This is a genomic window from Kitasatospora sp. NPDC056327, from assembly GCF_042261735.1.
Lineage (GTDB): Bacteria > Actinomycetota > Actinomycetes > Streptomycetales > Streptomycetaceae > Kitasatospora.
Genome location: NZ_JBHJRC010000014.1, coordinates 1 through 26,195, shown reverse-complemented (window position 1 = coordinate 26,195; position 26,195 = coordinate 1). Strand labels below are relative to the sequence as shown.

The window sequence follows — 26,195 nt, the reverse complement described above, 5'->3', positions numbered from 1 at the left end:
GGGGCCTGACCCGGACCCACGGCCTGACCCGGACCCACGGCCGGACCCGGAGCCGGGGCCCGACCCGGAACAGGATGTGGGCGAACGATCCACTGCGAGCCTCCTCGTCGTCACGCCGACCACCGGATCCGGTGGTCCTCGTGCCGAGGGCCTCGCGGCGGCGGCGTCCCACGGGTGCACCGTGCACCCGCCGCCCCGGTCGGGCCCCTCGGCGATGAGGAGCGCCCCGCCCCGGAGCGTCGGCCACAGCTTCGGGGCGGCCCCCGTGACGGCCCGGCAGGGCCGGGCGCCGCTGCGCCCACTGGCCGCCGAACTCCACCCCGGGGAGTGACCGGCGCACCGGAGGCCCCGCCCCGCGCCCGCCCCGCCCGCCCCGCGCCCGCCCCGCCCGCCCCGCGCCCGCCCCACAGCCCCGACCGCCCCGACACGCGACCGTCCCCCGGCCGGAGGGGCCGGGGGACGGGAGACGACAGGGGGGGAGGAACGCGGGGGTCAGACGACGGCGCCGCCGTGCGGGTCCTCGGGCTCGTCCTCGTCGTCGCGCTCCTTCATCCGGACCACCAGGGTGGCGAAGCCGCCGAGGAAGGCGGCCACCCCGACCCAGGCCGGCCAGCCGGAGACCTCGCGCCAGACCACCGCGTCGAAGAGCAGCAGCGCGGGCCCGCCGAGCACGGCCAGCCAGGCGAACTTGGTCGTGACGTCGGCCTCCGGCAGCGGGGGCGGCTCCGGCGGCACGAAGTGGCCCTCGTCGGTCTCCTCGGTCAGCTCGAAGTCACGCGGACCGGCGCCGGCGGCCGGCATCACCGGCTGCCCCGACCGGGGGCGGGGCTGGGGCGCCAGTTCGGACAGGTCGCCGGGCTCGCCGGACCGGCGGTCGGCGTCGTCCTTGGTCTCCTTGAACCCCTTGAGCTCACCGCGGGCCCGGAGGTTCTCGACCTCCGGCCAGTTGGGGTTGTTGAGGTCGACGGGGTCGTCGAACTGGGCGACCAGCGCGGCGAAGATCTCGTCCTGCTCGGCCTGGCTGCGCTCGGGCGCGCGCCGGGTCCTGGACGGCCCGGCCGTCCCGCCCTCGCCCGCCGCCGGAGCGTCACCGGACCCCGCGCCGGCGGCACCGGCACCCTGAGCCCCGGTCCCCGCAGCCGGAGTGCCCGGACCCGCCGCCCCCGAACCGGACCCCGCCCCCGTGCCGGACGCGCCACCCGTGCCGGACGCGCCGCCGGGGCCGCTCCCACCGGAAGCGGCCCCGGGAACGCCGGCCGCCGCCTCGCCGCCCACCGGGGTCGCGCCCCCGGCCGGTCCGCGGCCCGTCTGCTCGCCGTCCGCCCGCCCGGCACCGGGCCGCGCGCCGCCGGTGGCCGCACCGTCCTCGCGGGGCGTCTCGTCCTCGCCGCCCGCCCTGCTGATCTCGTGCACTTCCGGCCCTTCAGCCTTGGTGGTGGTCGGATTTCACCGGGCCGGCACCCGCCGCGTGCGCGGGAGCCAGCCGTCGGAGGAAGTCCTGGGCGGTCGCGAATATTTCCGCCGCGTCGTGGTCCAGCGTCGCGACGTGGTAGCTGCGCTGGCACAGCCGCTCGGTCACGTCGGTCGAGGATATCCGGGCCAGCACCAGCTCGGAGTTGGCCGCGGAGACCACGTGGTCCTGCGGACTGTGGAAGAGCAGCACCGGCTGGGTCACCTGCGGCAGCCGCGCCTGGACCTCCTTCCACAGCCGGGCCAGCGACCACGCGGCGTGCAGCGGCGTCCGGTCGTAGCCGAGCTTGACCGACCCGGACCGGGCGATGTCGTTGGCGACCCCGGGCAGGCTCGGGACGAGGTGCCGCAGCACCGGCAGAATGACACTCGCGGGGCTGTCCGACCTCACCGACGGGTTGACCAGCACCAGCCCGGAGACCGCCGGCCCGTGCACCGCGGCCAGCCGCAGCGCCAGGCCGCCGCCCATCGAGAGCCCGAAGACGAAGACCCGCTCGCACTCCGCCGCCAGCGACAGCAGCTCCCGCTCGACCTCCGCGTACCAGTCCTCCCAGCGGGTCGGCTGCATGTCCTGCCACCGGGTGCCGTGACCGGGCAGCAGCGGCAGGGAGACGGTGTACCCCGCGGCGGCGAGGTCCTCCGCCCACGGCCGCAGCGACTGCGGCGAGCCGGTGAACCCGTGGCAGAGCAGGACGCCCACCGGCCCGCCCCGGTGGCGGTACGGTTCGGCGCCGGGCAGCAGCGGCATGGCGGGCTCCTTCGCGGGCGAGGACGCTGGAGGGTGGCGCTGGTACGTACGGGGACGGACGTGCGTGCTGGTGCGTGCCGGGAGGTGCGTGCGTGCGGGGGTGACTGGGGCGTGCGGGGGCGGGCCGGTGCGGAAGGCTGCGGAATTCGCATCGTCCCACGTGCCCGCCCGCTCCGTACACCCCCGCCGGGAACCCGGCCCGACGGCCCGTCAGCCCCGGCGGGAGACACCCCGCCGGGGCGGGGCGGGGCACGGGCGCACGCCGAAGGGCATTAGGATCGACCGGTCCGCAATACAGGAGGCCCGGGTTGTTCTACCGACTGATGAAGATGATCGTCGCGCCACTGCTTCGGATCTTCTTCCGGCCGTGGATCGAGGGTGAGGAGAACATCCCCACCGAGGGTGCCGCGATCATCGCGAGCAATCACCTCTCCTTCTCGGACTCCTTCTTCTTCCCCGCGCTGATCAAGCGCCGGGTGACGTTCATCGCCAAGGCCGAGTACTTCACCACGCCCGGCATCAAGGGCCGGCTGACCGCCGCCTTCTTCAAGGGCGTCGGCCAGCTCCCGGTGGACCGCTCGGGCGTGCGCGGCGCCGGCGAGGCGGCGATCCGCTCGGCGATCGCCGTGCTGGACCGGGGCGAGCTGTTCGGCGTCTACCCGGAGGGCACCCGCTCGCCCGACGGCAAGCTCTACCGGGGCAAGGTCGGCGGTCTGGCCCGCGTCGCGCTGGCGACCGGCGCGCCGGTGATCCCGGTCGCGATGATCGACACCGAGAAGGTGCAGCCGCCCGGCCAGGTGATCCCCAGCTTCGGCATCCGTCCGGGCATCCGGATCGGCCGCCCGCTGGACTTCTCCCGCTACCACGGCATGGAGAACGACCGCTTCATCCTCCGTTCGGTGACGGACGAGGTGATGTACGAGATCATGCGGCTCTCCGGCCAGGAGTACGTGGACATCTACGCGACCGCCGCCAAGCGGCAGATCGCCGACGACAAGAAGAAGGCCGACGCCGAGCGCAAGGCCGTGCAGAAGGCCGAGCAGGCCGCCGCCAAGGCCGAGAAGGCGGAAGCCGAGAAGGCGGAGGCGGAGGCCGGGGCGGACGGGGCCGGGTCCGGGCAGCCCGGCCGGGAGCAGCAGCCGAAGGACGGCGGCTCGGCCTGAGACGGGCCCGGCCGGCGTCGGGGGAAGGACGGCGGGCATGACGGACGGTGGCAGAACCGGGGCGGGGCCGGGCACGGTCGGCGCGGCGGTGGCGGCGGGCGGGATGTCCGTCGAACTGCCGCTCTGGCGGGCGATCTCGCTCTTCCGGGTGCTGGCGCTCTGCTACGCGGTGCTCCGGTTCTTCGACTCCTACCTGCAGTTCCTGCACCCGGTCGCCGGCTGGATCTACCTGGGCGCGCTGACCCTCTGGACGCTCGCCTCCACCCGGGCGTTCTCCAACCCGCACCGCTGCACCTGGTACGTGCTGGCCACCGACCTCGTGCTCGCCGTGACCGGCATCGTGATGAGCGGCATGGTCGACGACCCGTCCAGGATCAGCCGCGGCGCGCCGACCCTGCCCACCATCTGGGCGGCGGGCACCGTGCTCGGTTTCGCCGGGCGTGGCGGCTGGCGCTGGGCGGCGGCGGCCGGCTCGGTGATCGGGGTGGCGAACATCCTCGGCCACGGCGGTCCGACCGGCGACAACGTCCACAACATCGTGCTGCTCATGGTGGCCGGCTGCGCGATCGGCTACGTCATCGAGCTGGCCCGCGCCAGTGAGGCGACGCTCACCCGGGCGCTCCAGGTCGAGGCGGCGACCCGGGAGCGCGAGCGGCTCTCCCGGGACATCCACGACGGTGTGCTGCAGGTGCTCGCCCTGGTCCAGCGGCGGGGCGGCGAGTCGGCCTCCGGCGGTCCGCCGGGCGCTCCGTCCGGCGGGGCCGCGGGCGGGCCGGGCGACGCGGACCTCGCCGAACTCGGCCGGCTGGCCGGTGAACAGGAGCGGGCACTGCGCGCGCTGATGAGCGGCGGCCCGCTGCCCGCCCAGCGCGGGGCGGATACCCCGGAGGACCCGGACCGTCCGCAGGACCTGCGCACCCTGCTCGCCCCGTACGCGGACGAGCGGGTCACCGTGTCGGCCCCCGGCACCCCGGTGCCGCTGCCCGCCCCGGCCGCCGGCGAGCTGGCCGCCGCGGTCGGCGCCGCGGTGGACAACGTCCGCCGGCACGCCGGGCCCGGGGCCCGCGCCTGGATCCTGGTCGAGGACGAGCCGGAGGCGGTCACCGTGACGGTCCGGGACGACGGACCGGGCTTCGCGCCGGACCGGCTGGGCGAGGCGGAGCGGGCCGGCCGGCTGGGCGTCTCCCAGTCGATCCGCGGCCGGCTGCGGGACCTCGGTGGCACCGCCGAGCTGTACTCGGCGCCCGGCGAGGGCGTCGAGGTGGAGCTGAGGGTTCCGCGCGCCACCGCGGTGGGCCCCCGGTGACACCTTCCGGCCCGGCCTCTCCCGGCCCGGCCTCTCCCGTCGCGACCTCTCCCGTCGCGACGCCTTCCGGCACGGCACCTCCTGCGAAAGGCCCCCGAGCATGACCACCGACCGGCCGACCGAGCAGCAGCCGACCGACCGGCCGGTGCGCGTGATGGTGGTGGACGACCACCCGATGTGGCGCGACGCCGTCTCCCGCGACCTCGCCGAGGCCGGGCTGGACGTGGTGGCCACCGCCGGGGACGGCGAGGAGGCCGTCCGGCGGGCCCGCGCCTGCTCCCCGCAGGTCGTGGTGCTGGACCTCAACCTGCCCGCCCTGTCCGGCGCCGAGGTGTGCCGGCAGGTGGTCGCCCACGACCCGTCGGTGCGCGTCCTGGTGCTGTCCGCGAGCGGCGAGCACGCGGACGTGCTGGAGGCGGTGAAGTCCGGGGCGACCGGCTACCTGGTCAAGTCGGCGGGCCGGGAGGAGCTGCTGGAGGCCGTGCGCCGCACCGCCGTCGGCGACGCGGTGTTCACCCCGGGCCTGGCCGGCCTGGTGCTCGGCGAGTTCCGCCGGCTGGCGGCCGAGCCGCCCGCCCCGGCCTCCCCGGTCGTCCCGCAGCTGACCGCCCGGGAGACCGAGGTGCTGCGGATGGTCGCCAAGGGCCTGTCGTACAAGCAGATCGCCGACCGGCTGGTGCTCTCCCACCGCACCGTGCAGAACCACGTGCAGAACACCCTGGGCAAGCTCCAGCTGCACAACCGGGTGGAGCTGGTCCGCTACGCGATCGAGCAGGGGCTGGACGACGAGATGTGAGCGCGGGCGCGGGGAGCCGGGACCGCCCGTGCTCCCCGCGCCCCCCGCTCAGCGGTCGGCGGCCACCGCCCCGCGCAGCAGCCCGGCGACGATCTCCACGCCCTCCCGGGTGAGCACCGACTCCGGGTGGAACTGCAGCCCGGCGAAGCCCGGCCCGCGCAGCGCGTGCACGTCCCCGGTCAGCGGGTCGCGGGCGACCTCGACGCCCTCGCCGGCCAGCCGGGCGGCGTCGGCGTCCGTGCAGCGGGCGGTGAAGGTGTTGTAGAAGCCGACGGTGCGCCTGGTCCCGAAGAGGTCGAGGCTCTCCTGCGCGCCCTGGTGGGGAACCGCCTTGCGGGCCAGCGGCAGGCCGAGCGCGGCGGCGAGCAGTTGGTGGCTGAGGCAGACGGCGAGCAGCGGGGCGGTGCGCCGGCCGTCCCGGACGGCGGCCAGCGCGTCGGTGACGAGCGGGCGCAGCACGGCCATCTTGGGGTCGTCCCCGGCGGCCGGGTCGCCCGGGCCGGGGCCGAGCACCAGCGGGCCGGGGTGGGCGGCGGCCCGCTCGCGCAGGCCCGGCTCGTCGTAGCGGACCACGGTGACCCGGTGGCCGAGCGAGGTCAGCAGGTGGGCGAGCATCGCGGTGAAGGTGTCCTCGCCGTCGACCACCAGGGTCTCCAGCTCCTCGGTGACCGTGGCCGGCTGCTGCATCCGCAGCCAGAACGGGGCGAGGCCGGCCCGCCGGGAGTCCAGGGCGGTCTGGACGCGGTGGTCGTCGGCGAGCCGCGGCCGGCCCGGTCGGGAGAGCCGGTCGCCGGCCGGGCGGGCACCGATCGCGGTGAGCACCCCGGCGGCCTTGGCGTGCGTCTCGGCGACCTCGGAGGCCGGGTCGGAGTGGCGGACGAGGGTGGCGCCGACCCGGACGGCGAGCCGGCCGGTGGCCGGGTCGATGTCGGCGGTGCGGATGCAGATCGGCGAGTCGAGCAGCTGGCCGCCGCCGGCCGAGCGGCCGATCAGGGCGAGCGCGCCGGAGTAGTAGCCGCGGCCGCCGCGCTCGTGGCGCCGGATCACCCGGGTGGCGTTCTGCACCGGGCTGCCCGTCACGGTGGCGGCGAACATCGTCTCCCTGAGCACCTCGCGGACGTCCAGCGAGGTGCGGCCGCGCAGTTCGTACTCGGTGTGGGCGAGGTGGGACATCTCCTTCAGCCGGGGGCCGAGCACCTGGCCGCCGAGGTCGCCGACGGTGCACATCATCTTGAGCTCCTCGTCGACCACCATGGTCAGCTCCTCCAGCTCCTTGGGGTCGTGGAGGAAGGCGAGCAGCGAGTCGGGGTCCGGCCCGGCGGCCGGGTAGCGGTAGGTGCCGGAGATCGGGTTCATCACGACGGTCCCGCCGCTCTGCCGGACGTGCACCTCGGGGGAGGCGCCGACCAGGACGCGGTCCCCGGTGTGCACCAGGTAGGTCCAGTAGGCACCGCGTTCCTGCTCCAGCAGCCGTCGGAACAGGGTGAGCGCGAGCGCGGGGGAGAAGTCCTCCAGGGTCGCGGTGAAGTCGCGGCGGATGACGAAGTTGGCGCCCTCGCCGCGGCCGATCTCCTCCTCGATCACCCGGCGCACGATCGCGGCGTACCCGGCGTCGTCGATGTCGAAGCCGCCGCCGCGGAGGGTGACGGGCAGCCGGGGGAGCGCCGCGGTGACCTCGGCGAGCGGCAGGGCGTACTGCTCGGTGACCGCGAGGGCCTGCAGCGGGGTGCCGTCGTCGTGCGCCTCGAAGCCGCGCTCGCGGATCTGCCGGTAGGGGACGAGCGCGAGCAGGTCGTGGACCGGGCCGTCGGCGGGGACGCCGTGGCGGACCGGCAGGTCGGCGAGCCGGTCGTGCACGTCGACGGTGCCGAGCAGCACCTCGACGGTGTCGGGCGCGGTGCGCGGGGTGCGGCGGTGCAGCAGGGCGAAGGCCGGTGCGTCGGCGGCGGTGAGACGGGCGAGCAGGTCGGCGGCACTGGTCACGGTGGCGGCGTTCCTTCCGGGGGCTACTGCGGCGGATTGGGTTTCCGCTCCCGGGAGGGCTGCCGGCCTGCTGGAGAACGCCGACGGCCGCCCCGAGGGGCGGCCGTGTCGTCTGCGTCTAGGAACGCGCGGGCTGTGGGCCACCCAGGGGGTCGGCCCACCACCAGGAGAAGGTGTGCGGCGTGTTCACGGGCCCGAGCCTAGCGGATCCCCGGGCGGCGTGAGGCGCGTCACGGGATTGTCCGCCGGGTGTCTCATCCCTCGGGCGGTGGTCACAAATCGGTTGCCGCACCCCGTAGCCTTGAGCGCGTGACCGTGACGAATCTCCACACCTGGCAGTCCCTGCCCGCGGCGCAGCAGCCTGAATGGCCGGACCAAGAGGCTCTGCGCAAGACCCTTGCCGAGCTCGCCTCGTATCCGCCCCTCGTCTTCGCCGGCGAGTGCGACCAGCTGCGCGCCCGGCTCGCTTCCGTGGCCCGTGGTGAGGCGTTCCTGCTGCAGGGCGGCGACTGCGCCGAGGCCTTCGACGGCGTCTCGGCGGAGCACATCCGCAACAAGCTCAAGACCCTGCTGCAGATGGCGGCCGTGCTGACCTACGCGGCCTCCGTGCCGGTGGTCAAGGTCGGCCGCATCGCCGGCCAGTACTCCAAGCCGCGCTCCAAGTCGACCGAGACCCGTGACGGCGTGACCCTGCCGGTCTACCGCGGCGACTCGGTGAACGGCTTCGACTTCACCCCCGAGTCCCGGATCCCGGACCCGGAGCGCCTGAAGCGGATGTACAACGCGTCCGCCGCGACGCTCAACCTGGTGCGCGCCTTCACCACCGGTGGTTACGCGGACCTGCGCCAGGTGCACGCCTGGAACCAGGACTTCGTGCGCAACTCGCCGGCCGGCCAGCGCTACGAGCAGCTGGCCCGGGAGATCGACAACGCGCTGGCGTTCATGAACGCCTGCGGCGTGGCGCCGGAGGAGTTCCGGACGGTCGAGTTCTTCTCCTCGCACGAGGCGCTGATCCTCGACTACGAGACCGCGCTGACCCGCGTGGACTCGCGCACCGGTGAGCTGTACGACGTCTCCGGCCACATGGTGTGGATCGGCGAGCGCACCCGTCAGCTGGACCACGCGCACATCGAGTTCGCCTCGAAGGTCCGCAACCCGATCGGTGTGAAGCTCGGCCCGACCACCACGGTCGACGAGGCGCTGACCCTGATCGAGAAGCTGGACCCGGAGCGGGAGCCCGGCCGGCTCACCTTCATCACCCGGATGGGCGCGGGCAAGGTCCGCGACCACCTGCCCACCCTGGTGGAGAAGGTCACCGCCTCCGGCGCGCAGCCGGTCTGGATCTGCGACCCGATGCACGGCAACACCTTCGAGGCGTCCAGCGGTCACAAGACCCGCCGCTTCGACGACGTGCTCGACGAGGTCAAGGGCTTCTTCGAGGTGCACCGCGCGCTCGGCACCCACCCGGGCGGCATCCACGTGGAGCTGACCGGCGACGACGTCACCGAGTGCGTCGGCGGCGGCGACGAGGTGCTGGTCGACGACCTGCACCAGCGTTACGAGACGGCCTGCGACCCGCGGCTCAACCGCAGCCAGTCGCTGGACCTGGCGTTCCTGGTCGCCGAGATGTACCGCGGCGGCAACTGAGCGACGACGGGCGGTGCCCGGCGCCGCCCGTGAGCGCTCCGCATGTGAGCCAAGCCTCTCCGGCCTGGGGGTTTCCCCGGCCGGAGAGGCTTTTGCGTACCCGGTTCGCCGGGTAAGGTGAGGCTTAGTGAACTAAGGCTTGCCTTAGTCAAGATCCACTCCGCTTCACCGCTTCACCCCGGGAGAGACCGCGATGTACGTGTGCATGTGCCATGCGGTCACCGAGGACCAGGTGAAGCGGGCGATCGACGACGGCGCCAACACGCCGCGCCAGATAGCCAGTGGCTGCAAGGCCGGGACGGACTGCGGTTCCTGCGTCCGGCGGATCCAGGCCCTGCTCGGCGAGCACGGCGCCCGGCCCTGCCCGACCGCCCGGCTGGCGGCCCGGCTGGGCCTGGCCGACCCGGGTGCGGACGCCGGTCCCGCGGCCGTACCGGCGCCGGTACCACTGCGGGTGGCCTGAGCGGCCGCCTCCGGCCTCAGGACTCCGGCTGCTCGATCAGCTGGGCGAGGTAGAGGGCCTCGCCGAGCTTCTCCAGCAGTTCGAGCTGGGTGTCGAGGTAGTCGATGTGGTGCTCCTCGTCCTCAAGGATCGATTCGAAGATGTTGGCCGAGGTGACGTCGTTCTTGGCCCGCATCACCACGATCCCGCGCTTGAGCCGGTCGATCGCCTCGACCTCGACCTGCCGGTCGGCCTCGAACATCTCCTTGACCGTCTGGCCGATCCGGACGTGGAAGAGCCGCTGGTAGTTCGGCAGTCCGTCGAGGAAGAGGATCCGGTCGGTGAGCACCTCGGCGTGCTTCATCTCGTCGAAGGACTCGTGCCGGGTGTACTTGGCGAGCTTCGTCCAGCCGAAGTTCTCCTGCATCTTGGCGTGCAGGAAGTACTGGTTGATTGCGGTCAGCTCGGCGGTGAGCTGTTCGTTGAGGAACTCGATGACCTCTGCGTCGCCCTTCATGGCGGTGCCTTCCTGCTGTGTGTGCGGGATCACGGCCGTACCCTCCGGCTGCAGGCATCCTGGCACCGTGTCGGGAAGAAATTCCAGTAAGTGCACACTCACTAGGACATGTGTCGGAATATCCGATTTGCCCAGCGCACGGGATCGCCGCCGCCCCGGCACTGGCCCGTACGAGCGGGCGCGCGGGGTGCAGAAGGGGCGCACGGCGGGCGTCGCCCGCCGTCTGTCACCATGGATCCATGGGGCAGTCCGAACAAGAACCGCCAGAGCCGTCTGACCCGGGACTCCCGCCGGGCCAGCGCCTCCAGCGCGGCTGGCCCGCCCTGCACTACGGGCCGGTGCCCCGCTTCAAGCCGCTGACCTGGGACCTCCAGGTGTTCGGCGCGACCGCCTCGGCCGAGAAGCACAGCTGGGACTTCGAGGGCTTCAACGCGCTGCCCCGCACCACCGTCCGGGCCGACCTGCACTGCGTGACCCGCTTCTCGGTGCTCGACGGCGAGTGGACCGGGGTGTCCACCGCCCTCCTGCTCGACCGGGTGCCGCCGGACCGGAGCGTCACCCATGTCATGGTCTGGGCGGAGTACGGCTACAGCGCCAACCTGCGGCTGGAGGACTTCGCCGCGCCCGGCACCCTGCTCGCCACCCACCACGACGGCGAGGCGCTCACCGCCGAGCACGGCTTCCCGGTCCGGCTGGTCGTCCCCGGGCTGTACGCCTGGAAGGGGCCCAAGTGGGTCCGGGCGGTCGAGTACATGCGCGCCGACCGGCGCGGCTTCTGGGAGGAACGCGGCTACCACAACCGGGCCGACCCGTGGCGGGAGCAGCGCTACTCCTACCAGGAGGAACCGGGCGACGGCCCGCTTCGGTAGGGCGTGTCCTGCGGATCGCGCCGCCCCGCCCGGCCCCCGCCCGGCCCCGCTACAGGAACGGGAAGGTGACGGTCACCACCGTGCGCTGCGGGCGCCGCTCGCCGGCCGCCGGGGACTGGCCGGTCACCTTGCCGGTGCCGAACAGGTTCACCCCGCTGCTCTGCATCCCGAAGCCGGCCGCCTGGAGCGTCTTCTCCGCGGCGTCCCTGGACATCCCGGTGACGTCCGGGACCGCCACCATCCCCTTGCTGACCACCAGCGCGACCGGCGTGTTCTCCGGCACCTGCTGCCCGGCGGCCGGCGAGCTGCTGATCACCGAGCCCTCCGGGACGGTGTCGCTGTGCGCCTCGGTCACCGTGCCGGCCGCCAGCTGCGCCCCCGTCAGCGTGGTGCCGGCCTGTGCGGACGGGCGGCCGACGACGTCCGGCACCGCGATCCGCTTCGGCCCGCGCGAGACGGTGAGCGTGACGGTGTCGCTCTTGCGGGCGCGGGTGCCGACCCCCGGATCGGCCGCGATCACCTGGCCGGCCGGAACGGCCTCGCTGTACACCTCGGAGACCCGTCCGTGCATGCCGGCGGCGTCCAGGATCCGCTGGGCCTCGGCCCGGTCCTTGCCGAGCACGCCCGGGACCGTGCCGTACACCGCGCCGGAGATCGCGTACGTCGCGCCGCCGACCAGCAGGACCACGGCGGTGAGCACGGCCGTCCAGATCAGCGGCTTGCGTGGCAGCCGGCGGGCGGCGGAGCGGGCACGGCGGGCACGCGGGGAGCGCTCCGGCGGCGGTTCGTCGTACGGGCGGCGCTCGGTGAGCAGCTGCTCCATGACGTCCGGCGGCACGTCCAGCACGCTGGTGCGCTCGACCGGCGGGCCGGAGCGGAGGACCGGGGTGAGCACCGAGGTGGCCTCGCCGGCCGGGTGGCCGGGGCCGGGCCGGGTGGCGGCGGGCGGCTCGGCGTCCAGCTGGGCCGGGGTGAGACCGCGGCGGACCCGCTGCAGTGCGGCGAGCAGTTCGACGGCGTCGTGCGGGCGGCCCGCGCGGTCCCGGGCGCAGGCGCCCGCCACTATGGCGTCCAGCGCGGGCGCCACGCCGGGGACGGCCGCGGACGGCGGCGGGACGTCCTCGTGCAGGTGGCGGTACATCACCTGGACGGGGTTCTCGCCGGTGTGCGGGCGGGAGCCGGTGAGCATCTCGTACAGCAGGATGCCGGCGGCGTAGACGTCCACCCGCTGGTCGGTCTCGGCGCCCGGGTGGATCTGCTCGGGCGCCAGGTAGGAGACGGTGCCGAGCACGGTGTCGCCGGTGGCGGCCGTCACGGCGCCGTCGGCCGCGTTCAGCACCCGGACCAGGCCGAAGTCGGCGACCTTGACCAGGCCGTCGTCGGTGATCAGCACGTTCTCGGGCTTGACGTCGCGGTGCACCAGGCCGGCCCGGTGGGCGGAGCCGAGGGCGGCGAGCACCGGCTCCAGGATGTCCAGGGCGGCCCGGATGGAGAGCGCGCCGCGGTCGCGCAGCAGGTCGCGCAGGGTGCCGCCGGGCACGTACTCCATGGCGAGGAAGACGTGCGCGCCGTCGGCGCCCTGGTCGAAGACGTTGACGACGTTGGGGTGGGCGAGCCGGGCGACCGCCTTGGCCTCGCGGATGAAGCGGGTGGTGAACACGGTGTCGCCGGCCAGCGAGGGGTGCATCACCTTGAGGGCGACGATCCGGTCGAGCCGGGTGTCGGTGCCCCGGTAGACGGTGGACATGCCGCCCGCGGCGATCCGCCGCTCGACCCGGTACCGGCCGTCGAGCAGGGTACCGATCAGGGGGTCGCGCAGTGCCATGTCCACCCGGCGAGTCTAGTGCGGGGGTACGGCACGGCCCCGGGAGGCACCGCTCCCGGGGCCGCTCCGTTCCCGGTTCGTGACACCGGGCCGGCGATCCGGCCGGGCTCAGAAGGCGGGGTGCTCCCGGGTGTCGAGCTCGGCGCGGCCGGCCATCGCGGACGAGGCCTCGGCGTGGAAGCGGCGCGGGATCCGGCCCGCCCGGTGGGCCAGCCGGCCGGCCTCGGCCGCGTGCCGCATGGCCTCGGCCATCAGTACCGGGTCCTGGGCCCGGGTGACCGCGGAGGCCAGCATCACCGCGGCGCAGCCCAGCTCCATCGCCAGCGCGACGTCCGAGGCGGTGCCGGCGCCGGCGTCCAGGACCACCGGGACTCCGGCGCCCTCCACGATCAGCTGGAAGTTGTGCGGGTTGCGGATGCCCAGCCCGGAGCCGATCGGCGAGCCCAGCGGCATGATCGCCGCGCAGCCGACGTCCTCCAGCTTGCGGGCCAGCACCGGGTCGTCGTTGGTGTAGGGCAGCACCGTGAAGCCGTCGTCGACCAGGGTCTCGGCGGCGTCCAGCAGCTCGATCGGGTCCGGCAGGAGGGTCCGCTCGTCGGCGATCACCTCCAGCTTCACCCAGTCGGTGCCGAGCGCCTCGCGGGCCAGCCGGGCGGTGAGCACGGCCTCCCCGGCGGTGAAGCAGCCGGCCGTGTTGGGCAGTACCCGGATGCCGTTGCGGGTCAGGACGTCGAGCACCGAACCCTGGGTGGCGGCGTTGACCCGGCGCATCGCCACGGTGGTCAGCTCGGTGCCGGAGACCCGGAGCGCCTGCTCCAGGACCTCCAGGCTGGGGGCGCCGCCGGTGCCCATGATCAGCCGGGAGGAGAAGGCCGTCCCGGCGATGGTGAGGACGTCCTTGTCGTCGGGGTGGGTGCCGGTCATCGGTCAGCCCCCCTGGACGGCGGTGAGGATCTCGATCCGGTCGCCCGCGGCCAGCGGGGTGCGCGGCCACTCGGTGCGGGGCACCACGGCCTCGTTCAGGGCGGCGGCGACGCCGGAGTGCGCCTGGCTGAGGGTGGCGACCACCTCGGCGAGGGTGGTCGAGGCGGGCACCTCGCGGGGCTCGCCGTTGACGCTCAGGGGGATGTCGCTGGTGCGGGGGCTCATGCCGGGACCTTCGTGAATCGGGTGGGGGAGAACGGGCGGGCGAGTTCCGGCAGGGTGCCGGTGACCAGGTACTCGGCCAGCAGGTCGCCGGTGACGGGCGTCAGCAGGACGCCGTTGCGGTAGTGGCCGGTGGCGGCGACCAGACCGGGCAGCGCGGTCGGGCCGAGCAGCGGCGCGTTGTCCGGCGAACCGGGGCGCAGGCCGGCGCCGGTCTCCACCAGCGGCAGCTCGGTGATGCCGGGGACCAGCTCGTGCGCGTCGCGCAGCAGCTCGTAGACGCCGCCGGCGGTGACCGTGGTGTCGTGGCCCTGCTCCTCGGTGGTCGCGCCGATCACCACCTCGCCGTTCTCGCGCGGCACCAGGTAGAGGTGGGCGCCGCGCACGACGGCGCGCACGTTGCGGGAGAGGAACGGCCGGTACGCCTCGGGCACCCGCAGCCGCAGGACCTGGCCCTTGACCGGGCGGATCGCGGGCAGCACGCCCGGGGGCAGGCCGGGCAGCAGGTGGCTGCGCGAGCCGGCCGCCAGCACGACCCGGTCGGCGGTGACCCCGGTGCCGTCGGCGAGCCGGGCGCCGGTCGCGCGGTCGTCCCCGGTCAGCAGGGCGGCGGCCGCGGTGCGCAGCAGCACCACGCCGGCCCGCTCGCAGGCGCGGACCAGGGCGGTGGCCAGCCGGCGGCCGTCCACCTGGTGGTCGTCGGTGACGTGCAGGCCGCCGCGCACGCCCGGGGCGAGCATCGGCTCCAGCCGGCGGGCCTCGCGGCCGGTCAGCCACTGGGAGTCGAGGCCGAGCCGGCGGTGGAAGGCGTGGAGTTCGCGCAGTTCCTCGCGGTCGTCGGAGTCGAGGGCGACGGCGAGGGTGCCGCACTGCCGGTAGCCGGTGTCCTGGCCGCCGCTCGCGCCGGTGAGCTCGGCGGCGAAGGCCGCGTACCGCTCGTTGGAGGCCATCCCGAGGCGGAGCAGGGGCTCCTCGCCGTACTGGAGTTCGGTGACCGGGGCGAGCATGCCCGCCGCCACCCGGGCCGCGCCGCCGCCGGGGTCCGGGTCGGCCAGGGTGACCCGCAGTCCCCGCTGGGCCGTCCGCCAGGCGACGACGAGTCCGATGATCCCACCGCCGACGACCAGCACATCGGCGTGGTCGCCCGGTGCCAAGCGTGTCAAGGTCGCTCTCTCCCTTCGCCGGTATGACCCGGATCAGGTTCGGACGGTCGCAGGCCGTGACAGCCCGCCTCTCAGCCCGGTACGCCGGGCTCCCGTGATGGTGCCCCCACCTTAACTCCGGGTGCCGCGGCCCCTGAAGGTGCCCGTGGCCCACTCCCGCCGGTCCCCGGGTCCCCGGACCTGCGACCCCGGACCTGCGACCCCGGACCTGCGACCCCGGGCCTACGACCCCGGACCGGGGAGCTCGGACCCGGGACCCGGGACCCGGGCTCAGTACAGTGACGGGCGTGGCTGAGCTGAGCGGGACGGGACGAACGGATCGGGTGGTCGTGGTCGGGGCCGGGCTGGCCGGGGCGCAGTGCGCCGCGGTGCTGCGGCGCGACGGCTGGCAGGGGCGGATCACGCTGGTCGGCGCGGAGCCGTACCCGCCGTACGACCGGCCGCCGCTCTCCAAGGACGTGCTGCTCGGCAGGACCGACAGCACCGCCCTCGACCTCGACCTCGGGGGGCTCGGAGTCGAACTGCTCACCGGCCGCCGCGCCACCGGCCTCACCCCCGGCGGCCCGGGCGGCGCGGGCACCCTGCACACCGACGCCGGGGACGAGCCCTACGACGCCCTGGTGATCGCCACCGGCGCCGAACCGCGGGCCCTGCCCGGCGCCGAGCGCGCCCACCTGCTGCACACCCTGGACGACGCGCTCGCCCTGCGCGCCCTGCTCCGCCCCGGCCTGCGGCTGGTCCTGGTCGGCGCGGGCTGGATCGGCGCCGAGGTGGCCACCGCCGCCCGGGCGGCCGGCTGCGAGGTGACCGTCGTGGAGGCCGGTCCGGCGCCCGTGCCCGGCGCGCTGCCCACCGAGGTCGGCCGGGCGATGGCCGCCTGGTACGCCGCCGCCGGGGTCGACCTGCGCTGCGGCACCGGCGTCGCCGCCGTCGAGGCGGGCGCGGTGCTGCTCGCGGACGGCTCGCACCTGCCCGCCGACGAGGTCGTGGTCGGCATCGGGGCCCGCCCGGCGACCGGCTGGCTGGCCGGCACCGGGGTCGCCCTGGACGCGGCCGGCGCCGTCCTGGTGGACGAGCGGCTGCGCACCACGGTGCCCGGCGTCCTCGCGGCCGGCGACTGCGTCGGCTACCCCTCGGCGCGCTCCGGCGTGCGGCTCACCGTCCAGCACTGGGACCACGCGCTGCAGTCCGGCGGGGCGGCCGCGGCCACCCTGCTCGGCACGGACGCCCCGCCGTACGACCCGGTGCAGTACTTCTGGTCCGAGCAGTTCGGACGCATGGTGCAGTACGCCGGACGGCACACGGGGGAGGACGGGCTGCTGTGGCGCGGTTCGCCGGACGGCGCCGGCTGGACGGTGCTCTGGCTGCGCGACGGCGCCCTGCGCGCACTGCTCGCGGTGGACCGGCCGCGCGACCTCACCCAGGGGCGGCGGCTGATCGAGCGCGGCGCCGTCCTGGACCCGGTCCGCGCCGCCGACCCGGAGGTCCCGCTGAAGTCGGCGCTCGCGGCCGGCTGACGGGCGCCGCCGGAGGCCGCCGCGGCGTTCCCGGGGCCCCCGGTGCCCCGGCGGGCCCCGGACGCGGTGCCGGGGGTGTGCGCGGTGGGGCGCCGAGGTGGCAGTCTGGTGCCGTGAGTGAGAACGAAGCCAAGATTGAAGCCCTGGTCCCCGCGTGGCTGTACCTCCCCGACATCTCCGAGAAGTGGGGCCTGGTCGTCACCGAGGTCCGCGACATGGTCAAGAAGGGTGACCTGATCGCCGTCCGCCGCGGCCCCAACAGGTCGCTGCAGGTCCCGGCCGCGTTCATCGACGAGACCGGCCCGGTCAAGCACCTGGTCGGCACCCTGACGGTGCTGCGCGACAGCGGGTTCGACGACGACGAGATCCTGGAGTGGATGTTCACCGAGGACCCGTCGCTGCCCGGCACGCCGGTCCAGGCGCTCCGGGAGAACCGGGCCACCGAGGTCAAGCGCCGCGCCCAGGCGATGGCGCTGTGACCGACCTCCGGGGCCGGCTCGCCGACGCCCGGCTGTACCTGTGCACCGACGCCCGGCGCGAGCAGGGCGACCTCGCGGAGTTCCTGGACGCCGTGCTGGCCGGCGGCGTGGACGTCGTCCAGCTCCGCGACAAGGGCCTGGAGGCCCGGCAGGAGCTGGCGGCGCTGGAGGTCTTCGCCGACGCGTGCCGCCGGCACGGCAGGCTGCTCGCCGTCAACGACCGGGCCGACGTCGCGCACGCGGCCGGACCGGACGTGCTGCACCTCGGCCAGGACGACCTGCCGGTGCCGGCGGCCCGCGCGATCATCGGCGAGGACGTGCTGATCGGGCGCTCCTGCCACGCCGAGCGGGAGGTGGACGCGGCGGCCGTCGAGCCCGGCGTCGACTACTTCTGCACCGGGCCGGTCTGGCCGACCCCGACCAAGCCGGGCCGTCACGCGCCGGGCCTCGGCCTGGTCGAGTACGCGGCGAAGCTGGGCACCGGGCGGCCGTGGTTCGCCATCGGCGGCATCGACCTCGGCAATCTGGACGAGGTGCTGGCGGCCGGCGCCCGCAGGGTCGTGGTCGTCCGGGCCATCACCGGCGCGCAGGACCCGGGGGCCGCGGCCGCCGGGTTCGCCCGGCGGCTGCGCGCGCTCTGACGCCCGGCGCCCCGCGGCGCCGGGGCCGCGCCGCCCGGGGACGGGCCCGGTGCCCGGGCGGCTCAGTACTTGCGGGCGGTGGCGGCCCCGGCCAGCGCCAGCAGCGTCGAGCGGGCCCCGTCGTCCGCCAGCGGGGCCTCCTCCAGCGCGCCCAGCGCCTGCCGCAGCAGCTGCTCGATCCGCTGCTCCACCCGCTCCGGGGCGCCGGAGCGGGCCACCAGGTCGCGCAGCGCGCAGACGTCCCCGGTGGTCAGGTCCGGCGCGCCCAGCCGCTCGTCCAGGTGCCGGGCGTCGGCGGCCGACAGGCCCCGCATGGCGTGCGCGACCAGCAGCGTCCGCTTGCCCTCGCGCAGGTCGTCGCCGGCCGGCTTGCCGGTGACCGCCGGGTCGCCGAAGACGCCGAGCAGGTCGTCCCGCAGCTGGAACGCCTCGCCGAGCGGCAGGCCGAACGCGCCGTACGCCTCCACCAGCCGCTCCGGCGCCCCCGCCAGCAGCGCGCCGACCTGGAGCGGCCGTTCGATCGTGTACTTGGCCGACTTGTAGTGCAGCACGGTCTGCGCGCGCTCCAGCGCGCCGCCGTCGGCGGAGTCCCCGGCGACCGGCTCCAGCACGTCCAGGTACTGGCCGACCATGACCTCGGTGCGCATCAGGTCGAACACCGGCTTGGCGGCCAGCACCGCGGCCGGGTCCAGGCCGGAGTTCAGGAACAGCTCGTCGCACCAGATCAGCAGCAGGTCGCCGAGCAGCACCGCCGCCGAGGCGCCGTACTGCTCGCGGTCGCCGCGCCAGCCCCGCTCGCGGTGCAGCCCCTCGAAGCGGCGGTGCACGGACGGCAGGCCGCGGCGGGTGTCGCTGCGGTCCATGAGGTCGTCGTGGACGAGCGCGCTGGCCTGGAGCAGCTCCAGCGCCGCCGCCGCCCGGGCGATCCCCTCGCCGGCCGCCGGTCCGCCCGCGCCGCGCCAGCCCCAGTAGCAGAACGCCGGACGCAGCCGCTTGCCGCCGTCCAGCAGGAAGTCCCGCAGCGCCTCGGTGACCGGCTCCAGCTGCGGGGAGACCTTGCCGAGCAGGGCCGCCTGGCCGTCCATGAACCCGGCGAGGGCGGCGTTGACGCGCTCGCGCACGTCCTCCACGTCAATGGGGTTGGCCGGCCGCTGGCTGGACGAGGTCACGATGGGGCTCCGGAGGTAGCTGGGGTGCAGCAAGGGTATCCGGGGCGGAGGGGAACAGCCGTACGCTCGGGCCGTGCGGGGCCCGAGGGGCCGCTGTTCGCGGACCGGCCGCACCGGGTCGCCGGCGCCGTCCACCCGGTGTCCACCGGACGTCCGACCGCCGTCTCAACAGCTGGGACCGAGTTGTCCGCGCCCTTCCGCCGACGGCTAACCTGCCATCATGGCACTCGGTATCGCTTCGACCAGACCGGACCGCGCTCAGACCGTCCGCGAACTCCTGGCGGCCGGAAAGCGCTCCTTCTCCTTCGAGTTCATGCCGCCGCGCAACGAGACCGGAGAGCAGCGGCTCTGGGACGCCATCCGGCGCCTCGAACCGCTCGACCCCAACTTCGTCTGCATGACGTACGGCGCCGGCGGCTCCTCCCGGGAGCGCACGGTGAACATGGTCGGGCGGATCGCCACCGAGACCACGCTCACCCCGGTCGCCCACCTGACCGCGGTCGACCACTCGATCGCCGAACTGCGCAACATCATCGGCCAGTACGCCGACCAGGGCGTGCGGAACGTCCTCGCGGTGCGCGGCGACCCGCCCGGCGACCCGCTGGGCGACTGGATCAGCCACCCGCAGGGCGTCACCTACGCCTACGAGCTGGTCGAGCTGATCAAGGGCATCGGCGACTTCTGCGTCGGTGTGGCGGCCTCGCCCAACATGCACCCGCGCTCGACCGGCTGGGACGAGGACATCCGGCACTTCGTCGCGAAGATCCGCTCCGGCGCCGACTACGCGATCACCCAGATGTTCTTCGAGGTCGACGACTACCTGCGGCTGCGGGACCGGGTGACGGCCGCCGGCTGCGAGGTGCCGATCATCCCGGAGATCATGCCGGTCACCAACGCCAAGCAGCTGGAGCGCTTCCCGCAGCTGAGCGGCTCGGCCTTCCCGCCGGACCTGGAGGCCCGGCTGCGCGCGGTGATCGACGACCCGGCGGCGCTGCGCGCGGTCGGCATGGAGCACGCCACCGCGATGTCCGAGCGGCTGCTGGCGGAGGGCGTCCCCGGGCTGCACTTCATCACGCTGAACCACTCGACGGCGACCCTGGAGATCTACCAGAACCTCGGTCTGCACCGGCGCTGAGCTGCGCGCGTCCCGTCCGCCGGGGCCGCCCCGGAGGACGGGACGGCGGGCGGGAACGCGATGCGGTACCCGGGCCGTTGAACCGGTACAGTCGCCGCACACGCGCGGCGAGCGCGGGCACGCGACTGGAGGTAGCGGGCGGGATGGGCATCGGATACCTGCTGCTGTACGCCGCGTTGGCGGTGGTGGCGCTCTGGCTGGTCGCCGAGCTGCTGTTCCAGAACCGGGCCCCGGTGCACTGGCGCGCCCTCGCGCTGGCCGGCTTCCTCGCGGTGGCCGCCGGCATGGCGGCCGGGTCCGTCCCGGTGATCGGCGCGGGTGCCGCGATGTTCGCGGTCGGCCAGACCTTCGTCACGCTCTCCGTCAAGCGCGGGTTCTCCGGCGGCTGGTCGCTGCGCGCCGCGGACGGGAGCCTGCCCGGGCCGCTCGCCCGGGTGCCGCTGCTCGGCGCGCTCACCGGTGGCGGCGCGGTGGCCGCGGCCGTCGCGGTGGAGCGGGTCGGCGAGGTCGGCGCGGTCGAGGCCGCCCCGGCGGCGCCCGCCCCGGCGGCCGAGGAGGAGCCGGCCGTCGAGCGCACCGCCGCGTTCGAGATGCAGGAGCTCGCCACCGACGGGGTGTACGCGTCGGCGTACTACGAGCAGCAGCAGACCGAGGTGCTCCGGGCGGTCCCGCAGCAGGACGCCTACGCGGAGGCCTACCAGGGCGGCTACGACCCGGCGCAGCAGCACCAGCAGCAGCCCGGCCAGCCCGGCCAGTTCGGCTACGAGCAGCAGCACCAGCACCAGGCGCAGGAGCAGTGGCAGCCCGCCCAGCAGCAGCCGGCCTTCGGCTACGACCAGGGCTACGGAGGCGGCTACCAGCAGCACGACCCGTACGGCGGCTACCAGCAGCAGACGGACCCCTACGGCGGATACCAGCAGGCCCAGCCGCAGGAGCACCAGCAGCCCGGCCAGTACGGCTACGAGCAGCAGCACCAGTGGCAGGCCGCCCAGCAGCCCCAGGCCCAGCCGCAGGAGCACCAGCAGCAGCACTCCCACGGCATCCCCCAGCAGCCGCAGTACGACCAGTACGGCTACCAGCAGCAGCCCACCTGGCAGCAACAGCAGCAGGGCTGACCCCGCGCGCCCGCCCGTGGGCGCGCGGTCAGGCGGGGCCGATGAGGTTGGCGACGATGCAGGCCGACATGCCGACCCGGGCCAGCCCGCCCCCGGGGTGGGCGGCACCCCCCGTGAGGTAGAGACCGGGGTAGTCCTCGTTCGGCGCCTGGAGCAGGTCGCCGCCCGCACCGGCCAGCGCCGGCGGCGGGACGGAGCCGAAGAAGGAACCGGCGTCCCGCTCGGTGTGCTCGGGGGTGCGCACCACCCGCCAGAGCAGCCGCTCGCGCAGACCCAGCCCGGCCGCGTCGACGTGGTCGAGCATCCGGTCCGCGAAGGCGTCCGCCACACCGGGCGCACCCCAGTCGAGGTCCAGCGACGGCGTCGTCGCGGTCAGCACCACCGCCTCGTGCCCCGCCGGGTGCAGGGACGGGTCGTCCGGCCGCAGCACCTGCACGGTCGGCCGGTCGGACAGCGGCACCCCCGGGTCGAAGACGCCGGCCAGCTCGGCGGCCGGGTCACCGGCGTGCACCACCGTGCGGTGCGCCGTGCCCTCGGGACGGGCGCCGCGCAGCGCGAGCAGCACGCTCACCCGCCCCGGCACGCCGTGCAGCCGGGAGGCGGAGGCGGGCCAGTCGTCCGAGGACTCGGCCGGGCCCATCCACTGGGTGTGCAGCACCCGGGCGTCGATCGAGGAGACCACCAGGTCCGCGTCGATCCGGTCGCCCTTGGTCTGCACGCCGCACGCCCGGCCGTCCTGGACGATCACCCGGGCGACCGGCGTCTGGAAGCGGAACTCCACCCCGCGCTGCTCGCAGCGGCGGTACACCGCGTCCGCCAGGGCGCGCAGGCCGCCGCGCACGTACCAGACGCCGAAGGACTGCTCCATGTACGGCAGCACGGTGGCCCCGGCGGGTGCGGAGCGCGGGTCGAGACCGGCCCGCAGCGCGTGCTCGTGCAGCAGGGCGGTCAGCCCGGGGTGCCCGCCGAGCTGTTCCGCGGCGACGTCGGCGAGCGTCCACTGCTGCGGGGGGCGCAGACGCCCGAACAGTCCGCGCCGGGGAGCCGCGCCGGGCACCGGGTACGGGTCGGTGTACAGCTCCCGCGGCCGGTCGGGCAGCGGCTCCTCCAGCAGCGGCCGCCGGGTGCCCTCCCAGACCGTGCGGCCGTGGCCCAGCACCGTGGCCCACCGCTCGCCGGCGCCCGGCCCGAAGGCCCCGTCCAGGGCCTGGACCACACCGCCCCGGGAGGCGTTGGGCAGGGCGACGGACGTTCCGTCCGGGAACAGGTGCCGGCTCTCCGGGTCGACCGGGCCCAGCTCGACCAGCTGCTCCAGCGGCTCGCGCCCGGTCTTCAGCGCGAGGTCGCGGTAGACGGCGGGCAGCGTGAGCAGACCGGGGCCGGTGTCGAAGGCGAAGCCGTCGCGCTCGTACCGGCCGACCATGCCGCCGTGGGTGCCGCGCGCCTCGCAGACCGTCACCTCGTGCCCGAGGGTCGCCAGCCGGGAAGCCGCCGCGAGCCCGCTCATACCTGCGCCGATGATGACGATCCGTGCCATGACCTCGATCCTAGATCCGCGGCGCGGTCCCCTCCGCCACCGGGCGGCCGGGGGCGGCCGTGCTCCCCGCCCGGGCGGCGCGGCGTTCGCGGCGGCGGGCGCGGAAGGCGCGGATGCGGTTGACCGCGAACCGGACCAGCAGGATGCCGGCCAGCAGCAGGACGGCGGCGATCGAGGCGGCCAGCCAGGGGTGGAAGATCGCCAGCGTGACCAGGCCGGCCACCGAGACGTCCTCGGCCAGCGAGACCGCGATGTTGCTGGCCGGCTCGGGCGAGGTGTTGACCGCCATCCGCAGCGACGCCTTCACCAGATGGCTGACCAGGGCCGTCGTGCCGCCCATCGCTCCCGCCGCGACCTCGCCCAGCGAGCCCGGGTCGGTCGAGGCGATCAGCGCGCCGACGGTGGCGCCCGCGACCGGCCGGATCACCGTGTGGACGGCGTCCCAGACGCTGTCGACGTACGGGATCTTGTCGGCCACCGCCTCCAGCAGGAACAGCACCCCGGCCGCGATCAGCACGTCGGTGCGCTCCAGGGCCCCGGGCACCGATTCGGCCCCGGCGAACCGGCCCAGCAGACCGAGCAGCAGCACCACCGCGTAGGCGTTGATCCCGCTCGCCAGTCCGCTGGTGAAGATCAGCGGGACGATGGTCATCGGTGTCCGTCCGTTCCTGTCCGTGGTGCCGCCGGGGGTCGGCCCCGGCCCGTCCGTACGGTACCCGGACGACGCCGCCGGCGAGGCCCGCGGTTCCCGCCCCGGTCGTCTGAGTACGGATACTCAGGACACCGGTTGAGTATCCGCGCGGATGGTCTCCGACCTGCGCGGACGCCAGAGTGGTGGCACCGGGACGGCGGCGCGTCGGGCGCCCCGCCCCGAGGGAGCGGGCGGTCGGCGTCCGCCGGTCACGGGGGCCGGCGCAACCGCCGAGGGGGCCGTCCGCACCGGATCCGGCCGGGGGCCGCGCACCGCCGGCACGGGGCGGCGGAGCACGGCCGGGGGGGGCCGGGGCCTCCGGGGGGACCGCCGGGTCCCGAAGCGCCGTTCGTGGGGGACGGCGCTCCGGTGACCGGCGGTGACGGCGCGGGAGCCCGATTGTCAGTGGTGCCGTTCACCATGGAGGGGCGCGGACCACCCGGCCCGTGCGCTGCCTCGGAACGGGGGAGACCATGACCATCAGCCACCCTGAGCCCGTCACCGCCCGCCTCCACTCCGCCGCCTACCGACCGGGGGGCGCGCCGCGTCCCGCCGCCCACGGGCCGTCCGCCGGTGCCGACGTCCATCCGGTGCCCCGCCGCACCGCCGCCCCGCCCGCCGCCCTCGACCTGCTCGCCGAGGCCCACCGCACCCTCGACCGGGCCCGTGCCCTGGAGGACCCGCTGGAGCGGTACGCCGCCGCGCACCTCGCGGCGCTGCGCACCGTCGCCGCCGTGCTCGCCGTGCGCGGGCGCCCGGAGAAGAGCGAACGCCGGCGCCGGGCGATCCGCAGCGCCTGGGAGGTGCTGCCCGAGGTGGCACCCGAACTCGCCGAGTGGGCGCCGTACTTCGCGGCCGGGGCGCGCCGCCGGGCGGCCGCCGAGGCGGGTATCCGGGGCTCGGCCTCGGCCCGTGACGCCGACGACCTGATCCGCAACTCGGCGCTGTTCCTGCGCCTGGTCGAGCGGCTGCTCGGTCTGCACGCGGCCCCGCCCGCCCCGCGGCTGCCCCTGGACGGCCCCGGGGAGGACGGACCGGGCCCGGGGCCCGCCGCGAACGGGGAGGTGAGGGAGGCGGGCTGACGCGGGCGGGGCGGGGCGCCCGGGGGTAGGCCCGGCCCCGGGTGCGGACGGGGCCGCGGGGCAGGGAGGGCCTAAGGTGGAGGCAACCTGATCGACACTGCACGTGCCAAGGAGCCTCGCCTTGTACCCGACGCGTCCCCGCAGCGCCCTGCGTACCGCCGTGGTCTGGGAGGTGGTGCGCGCCGCCCTGGAGAAGCGGGTGGCCGAGCTGGACCAGCCGGTGCTCGACGTGGTCGACACCGGCGGCGGCACCGGCAACTTCGCCGTGCCGGTGGCCCGGCTGGGCCACCGCGTCACCGTGGTCGACCCGAGCCCGGACGCGCTGTTCGCGCTGGAGCGGCGGGCCGCCGAGGCGGGCGTGACCGCACTGGTCCGCGCCGTGCAGGGCGACACCCAGACGCTCCCCGAGCTGGTCGCGCCCGGCACCGTCGACGCGGTGCTCTGCCACGGCGTGCTGGAGGTCGTGGACGACCCGGCCGAGGCGCTCGGCAGCCTGGCCGGCACCCTGCGCCGGGGCGGCTTCGTGAGCCTGCTGGCGGCCAACCGCAACGGCGCCGTGCTCGCCCGGGCGCTCGGCGGCCACTTCGACGACGCCCGCGCGGCGCTCGGCGCCACCGACGGCCGCTGGGGTTCGAGCGACCCGATGCCGCGCCGCTTCACCGGCGAGGAGCTGGACCGGCTGGCGGCCGGGGCCGGGCTGCGGGTGGAGTCGGTGCACGGCGTGCGGGTCTTCGCCGACCTGGTGCCGGGCGTCCTGGTGGACACCGAGCCGGGTGCGCTGGAGGCGCTGCTCAAGCTGGAGGAGGCCGCGGCCGGGCAGCCGGCGTTCCACGCCGTGGCGACCCAGCTCCACCTGCTGGCCACCCTGGCCTGACCGGACGGCCCACCACCGTTCGCCGACGGATTTCCTCCCGTTCGCCGTCGGACCGTCGGTACGCCCCCTTCCGTTCCCCGGCCCTCTTCCCGGGATCTCCCCAGGTCCGGGCCGATTCCCACGCTTCGGGCACTTGTCCGGTCCGTGCGGCGTTGGGCATGGTGCGGCGCGCAGCCGCCGAAGTGGCCGGGCCCACGCGTGGTCGACCACTCCGCGAAGGGCCCGTGGACCGTATGATCTGGGTAAAGCCGGAAAGCATGACCGCCGGATGCTCGGGGCATATGGACGACACGGGCCCGGGCCCCCGCACAGGCGTCCGACCGCGTGTTCCCAAGGCTGATTTGGACTTGCCACCCCGACCGGGGCGGCGGACCGGTCGCACCCGCGACCGACGAGTAGGAGGACTCCGTGCCGCTCTCGGAGCACGAGCAGCGACTGCTCGACCAGATGGAGCGAGCGCTGTATGCCGAAGATCCCAAATTCGCGTCGGCGCTTGAGGGAACCGGTCTGCGCACCTACACCCGTCGGCGGGTCTACCTGGCCGTCGGCGGCTTCGTGATCGGTATCGGCCTGCTGATGGGCGGCATGGTCGTCCCCGACCAGATCTGGGTCAGTGTGGTCGGCTTCCTGGTGATGCTCGGGTGCGCGGTCTTCGCCGTGACGGGCTGGCGCCGCGGGCCGTCCGGCCAGACGCAGGGCGCCGGACCGGCCACCGCCGCCCCCCGCCGCAAGGCCGGGATGATGGACCGGGTCGAGCAGCGCTGGCAGCGCCGGCGCGACGAGCAGACCGGCGGGTTCTGAGACCCGGGGTTCCCCGGGACGGACCGGCCGGACGGGCACGCGGCGGGGGGGGGGGGTCGGCAAAATGGAGCCCCCGGGG

General features: G+C 75.2%; 25 protein-coding genes and 1 riboswitch. Of the genes, 14 read left to right on the top strand and 11 right to left on the bottom strand.

The features are described 5' to 3' along the window. Positions 1-492 precede the first annotated feature (492 nt). Both ACFCX4_RS03920 and ACFCX4_RS03915 read right to left on the bottom strand, forming a co-directional pair. Positions 493-1,413, bottom strand: a complete 921-nt coding sequence (locus ACFCX4_RS03920; protein WP_376138687.1) for a hypothetical protein — start codon at positions 1,411-1,413, stop codon at positions 493-495. Positions 1,414-1,423: 10 nt separating this feature from the next. Further along, positions 1,424-2,218 (bottom strand): alpha/beta hydrolase, encoded by a 795-nt coding sequence (locus tag ACFCX4_RS03915; protein WP_376138686.1) that lies wholly within the window; start codon positions 2,216-2,218, stop codon positions 1,424-1,426. Positions 2,219-2,541: 323 nt separating this feature from the next. On the opposite strand from ACFCX4_RS03915, the gene ACFCX4_RS03910 reads away from it, so the two are divergent. From ACFCX4_RS03910 to ACFCX4_RS03900, 3 genes are all read left to right on the top strand, one after another. After that, positions 2,542-3,381 carry a lysophospholipid acyltransferase family protein gene (locus tag ACFCX4_RS03910; RefSeq protein ID WP_376138754.1) on the top strand — a complete coding sequence of 280 codons (840 nt, stop codon included), beginning with the start codon at positions 2,542-2,544 and terminating at the stop codon, positions 3,379-3,381. Between the two features lie 37 nt (positions 3,382-3,418). Further along, positions 3,419-4,687, top strand: a complete 1,269-nt coding sequence (macS, locus tag ACFCX4_RS03905; RefSeq protein ID WP_376138684.1) for a MacS family sensor histidine kinase — start codon at positions 3,419-3,421, stop codon at positions 4,685-4,687. Positions 4,688-4,787: 100 nt separating this feature from the next. After that, a complete protein-coding gene (locus tag ACFCX4_RS03900) occupies positions 4,788-5,483 on the top strand; it encodes a response regulator (protein ID WP_376138682.1) in 696 nt (231 codons plus the stop codon). 48 nt (positions 5,484-5,531) lie between these two features. Here the strand turns inward: ACFCX4_RS03900 and ACFCX4_RS03895 are convergent, their stop codons facing one another. After that, positions 5,532-7,466 (bottom strand): anthranilate synthase family protein, encoded by a 1,935-nt coding sequence (locus ACFCX4_RS03895; RefSeq protein WP_376138680.1) that lies wholly within the window; start codon positions 7,464-7,466, stop codon positions 5,532-5,534. Positions 7,467-7,775: 309 nt separating this feature from the next. On the opposite strand from ACFCX4_RS03895, the gene ACFCX4_RS03890 reads away from it, so the two are divergent. Further along, on the top strand, positions 7,776-9,113 hold the full coding sequence (locus tag ACFCX4_RS03890) for a class II 3-deoxy-7-phosphoheptulonate synthase (RefSeq protein WP_376138678.1): 1,338 nt from the start codon (positions 7,776-7,778) through the stop codon (positions 9,111-9,113). A 193-nt stretch (positions 9,114-9,306) separates the two neighbouring features. Then, entirely contained in the window at positions 9,307-9,576 is a 270-nt protein-coding gene (locus ACFCX4_RS03885) for a bacterioferritin-associated ferredoxin (protein ID WP_376138676.1), read from the top strand. Between the two features lie 16 nt (positions 9,577-9,592). Here the strand turns inward: ACFCX4_RS03885 and bfr are convergent, their stop codons facing one another. Then, a complete protein-coding gene (gene bfr, locus ACFCX4_RS03880; protein WP_376138674.1) occupies positions 9,593-10,072 on the bottom strand; it encodes a bacterioferritin in 480 nt (159 codons plus the stop codon). Between the two features lie 239 nt (positions 10,073-10,311). Between bfr and ACFCX4_RS03875 the strand changes: the two genes are divergently transcribed. Further along, positions 10,312-10,941 carry a sulfite oxidase-like oxidoreductase gene (locus tag ACFCX4_RS03875; RefSeq protein ID WP_376138673.1) on the top strand — a complete coding sequence of 210 codons (630 nt, stop codon included), beginning with the start codon at positions 10,312-10,314 and terminating at the stop codon, positions 10,939-10,941. A gap of 49 nt (positions 10,942-10,990) precedes the next feature. Here ACFCX4_RS03875 and pknB read toward each other — a convergent pair whose 3' ends face one another. The 4 genes from pknB to thiO form a co-directional block, all read right to left on the bottom strand. Then, positions 10,991-12,766, bottom strand: a complete 1,776-nt coding sequence (gene pknB, locus ACFCX4_RS03870) for a Stk1 family PASTA domain-containing Ser/Thr kinase (RefSeq protein ID WP_376138752.1) — start codon at positions 12,764-12,766, stop codon at positions 10,991-10,993. A gap of 108 nt (positions 12,767-12,874) precedes the next feature. After that, the gene (locus ACFCX4_RS03865; protein WP_376138672.1) at positions 12,875-13,690 is read right to left on the bottom strand and encodes a thiazole synthase; all 816 of its coding nucleotides are present in this window, start codon (positions 13,688-13,690) and stop codon (positions 12,875-12,877) included. A 3-nt stretch (positions 13,691-13,693) separates the two neighbouring features. Beyond that, entirely contained in the window at positions 13,694-13,915 is a 222-nt protein-coding gene (gene thiS, locus ACFCX4_RS03860) for a sulfur carrier protein ThiS (protein ID WP_376138670.1), read from the bottom strand. Beyond that, entirely contained in the window at positions 13,912-15,075 is a 1,164-nt protein-coding gene (gene thiO, locus ACFCX4_RS03855; protein WP_376138668.1) for a glycine oxidase ThiO, read from the bottom strand. The genes thiS and thiO overlap by 4 nt, the downstream gene beginning before the upstream one ends. Next, positions 15,069-15,181, bottom strand: a riboswitch (TPP riboswitch). It overlaps the preceding gene by 7 nt. Positions 15,182-15,362: 181 nt before the next feature. Between thiO and ACFCX4_RS03850 the strand changes: the two genes are divergently transcribed. From ACFCX4_RS03850 to thiE, 3 genes are all read left to right on the top strand, one after another. After that, a complete protein-coding gene (locus tag ACFCX4_RS03850; protein ID WP_376138666.1) occupies positions 15,363-16,592 on the top strand; it encodes an NAD(P)/FAD-dependent oxidoreductase in 1,230 nt (409 codons plus the stop codon). A gap of 113 nt (positions 16,593-16,705) precedes the next feature. After that, the gene (locus tag ACFCX4_RS03845; RefSeq protein WP_376138665.1) at positions 16,706-17,071 is read left to right on the top strand and encodes an Rv2175c family DNA-binding protein; all 366 of its coding nucleotides are present in this window, start codon (positions 16,706-16,708) and stop codon (positions 17,069-17,071) included. Then, positions 17,068-17,712: a thiamine phosphate synthase gene (thiE, locus tag ACFCX4_RS03840; protein WP_376138664.1), complete on the top strand. Its 645-nt coding sequence runs from the start codon at positions 17,068-17,070 to the stop codon at positions 17,710-17,712. Before ACFCX4_RS03845 ends, thiE begins: the two co-directional genes overlap by 4 nt. A 62-nt stretch (positions 17,713-17,774) precedes the next feature. Here the strand turns inward: thiE and ACFCX4_RS03835 are convergent, their stop codons facing one another. Next, complete coding sequence (locus ACFCX4_RS03835; protein ID WP_376138663.1) at positions 17,775-18,881, bottom strand: polyprenyl synthetase family protein; 1,107 nt, start codon at positions 18,879-18,881, stop codon at positions 17,775-17,777. Between the two features lie 220 nt (positions 18,882-19,101). Between ACFCX4_RS03835 and metF the strand changes: the two genes are divergently transcribed. Together metF and ACFCX4_RS03825 are read left to right on the top strand one after the other, a co-directional pair. Then, entirely contained in the window at positions 19,102-20,016 is a 915-nt protein-coding gene (metF, locus tag ACFCX4_RS03830) for a methylenetetrahydrofolate reductase [NAD(P)H] (RefSeq protein ID WP_376138662.1), read from the top strand. A gap of 143 nt (positions 20,017-20,159) precedes the next feature. After that, the gene (locus ACFCX4_RS03825; RefSeq protein ID WP_376138661.1) at positions 20,160-21,131 is read left to right on the top strand and encodes a hypothetical protein; all 972 of its coding nucleotides are present in this window, start codon (positions 20,160-20,162) and stop codon (positions 21,129-21,131) included. A gap of 28 nt (positions 21,132-21,159) precedes the next feature. On the opposite strand, the gene ACFCX4_RS03820 is transcribed toward ACFCX4_RS03825, so the two are convergent. Next, on the bottom strand, positions 21,160-22,668 hold the full coding sequence (locus tag ACFCX4_RS03820; protein WP_376138659.1) for a phytoene desaturase family protein: 1,509 nt from the start codon (positions 22,666-22,668) through the stop codon (positions 21,160-21,162). Positions 22,669-22,678: 10 nt separating this feature from the next. Continuing rightward, positions 22,679-23,320 carry a DUF4126 domain-containing protein gene (locus tag ACFCX4_RS03815; RefSeq protein WP_376138658.1) on the bottom strand — a complete coding sequence of 214 codons (642 nt, stop codon included), beginning with the start codon at positions 23,318-23,320 and terminating at the stop codon, positions 22,679-22,681. A gap of 512 nt (positions 23,321-23,832) precedes the next feature. Between ACFCX4_RS03815 and ACFCX4_RS03810 the strand changes: the two genes are divergently transcribed. The 3 genes from ACFCX4_RS03810 to ACFCX4_RS03800 all read left to right on the top strand — a co-directional run bounded on the left by ACFCX4_RS03810 (position 23,833) and on the right by ACFCX4_RS03800 (position 26,116). Further along, positions 23,833-24,441 carry an SAV_6107 family HEPN domain-containing protein gene (locus ACFCX4_RS03810; protein WP_376138657.1) on the top strand — a complete coding sequence of 203 codons (609 nt, stop codon included), beginning with the start codon at positions 23,833-23,835 and terminating at the stop codon, positions 24,439-24,441. Positions 24,442-24,562: 121 nt separating this feature from the next. Then, on the top strand, positions 24,563-25,315 hold the full coding sequence (locus ACFCX4_RS03805) for a methyltransferase domain-containing protein (protein WP_376138655.1): 753 nt from the start codon (positions 24,563-24,565) through the stop codon (positions 25,313-25,315). 408 nt (positions 25,316-25,723) lie between these two features. After that, positions 25,724-26,116 carry a DUF3040 domain-containing protein gene (locus ACFCX4_RS03800; protein WP_376138653.1) on the top strand — a complete coding sequence of 131 codons (393 nt, stop codon included), beginning with the start codon at positions 25,724-25,726 and terminating at the stop codon, positions 26,114-26,116. The last annotated feature ends 79 nt before the right edge of the window (positions 26,117-26,195 follow it).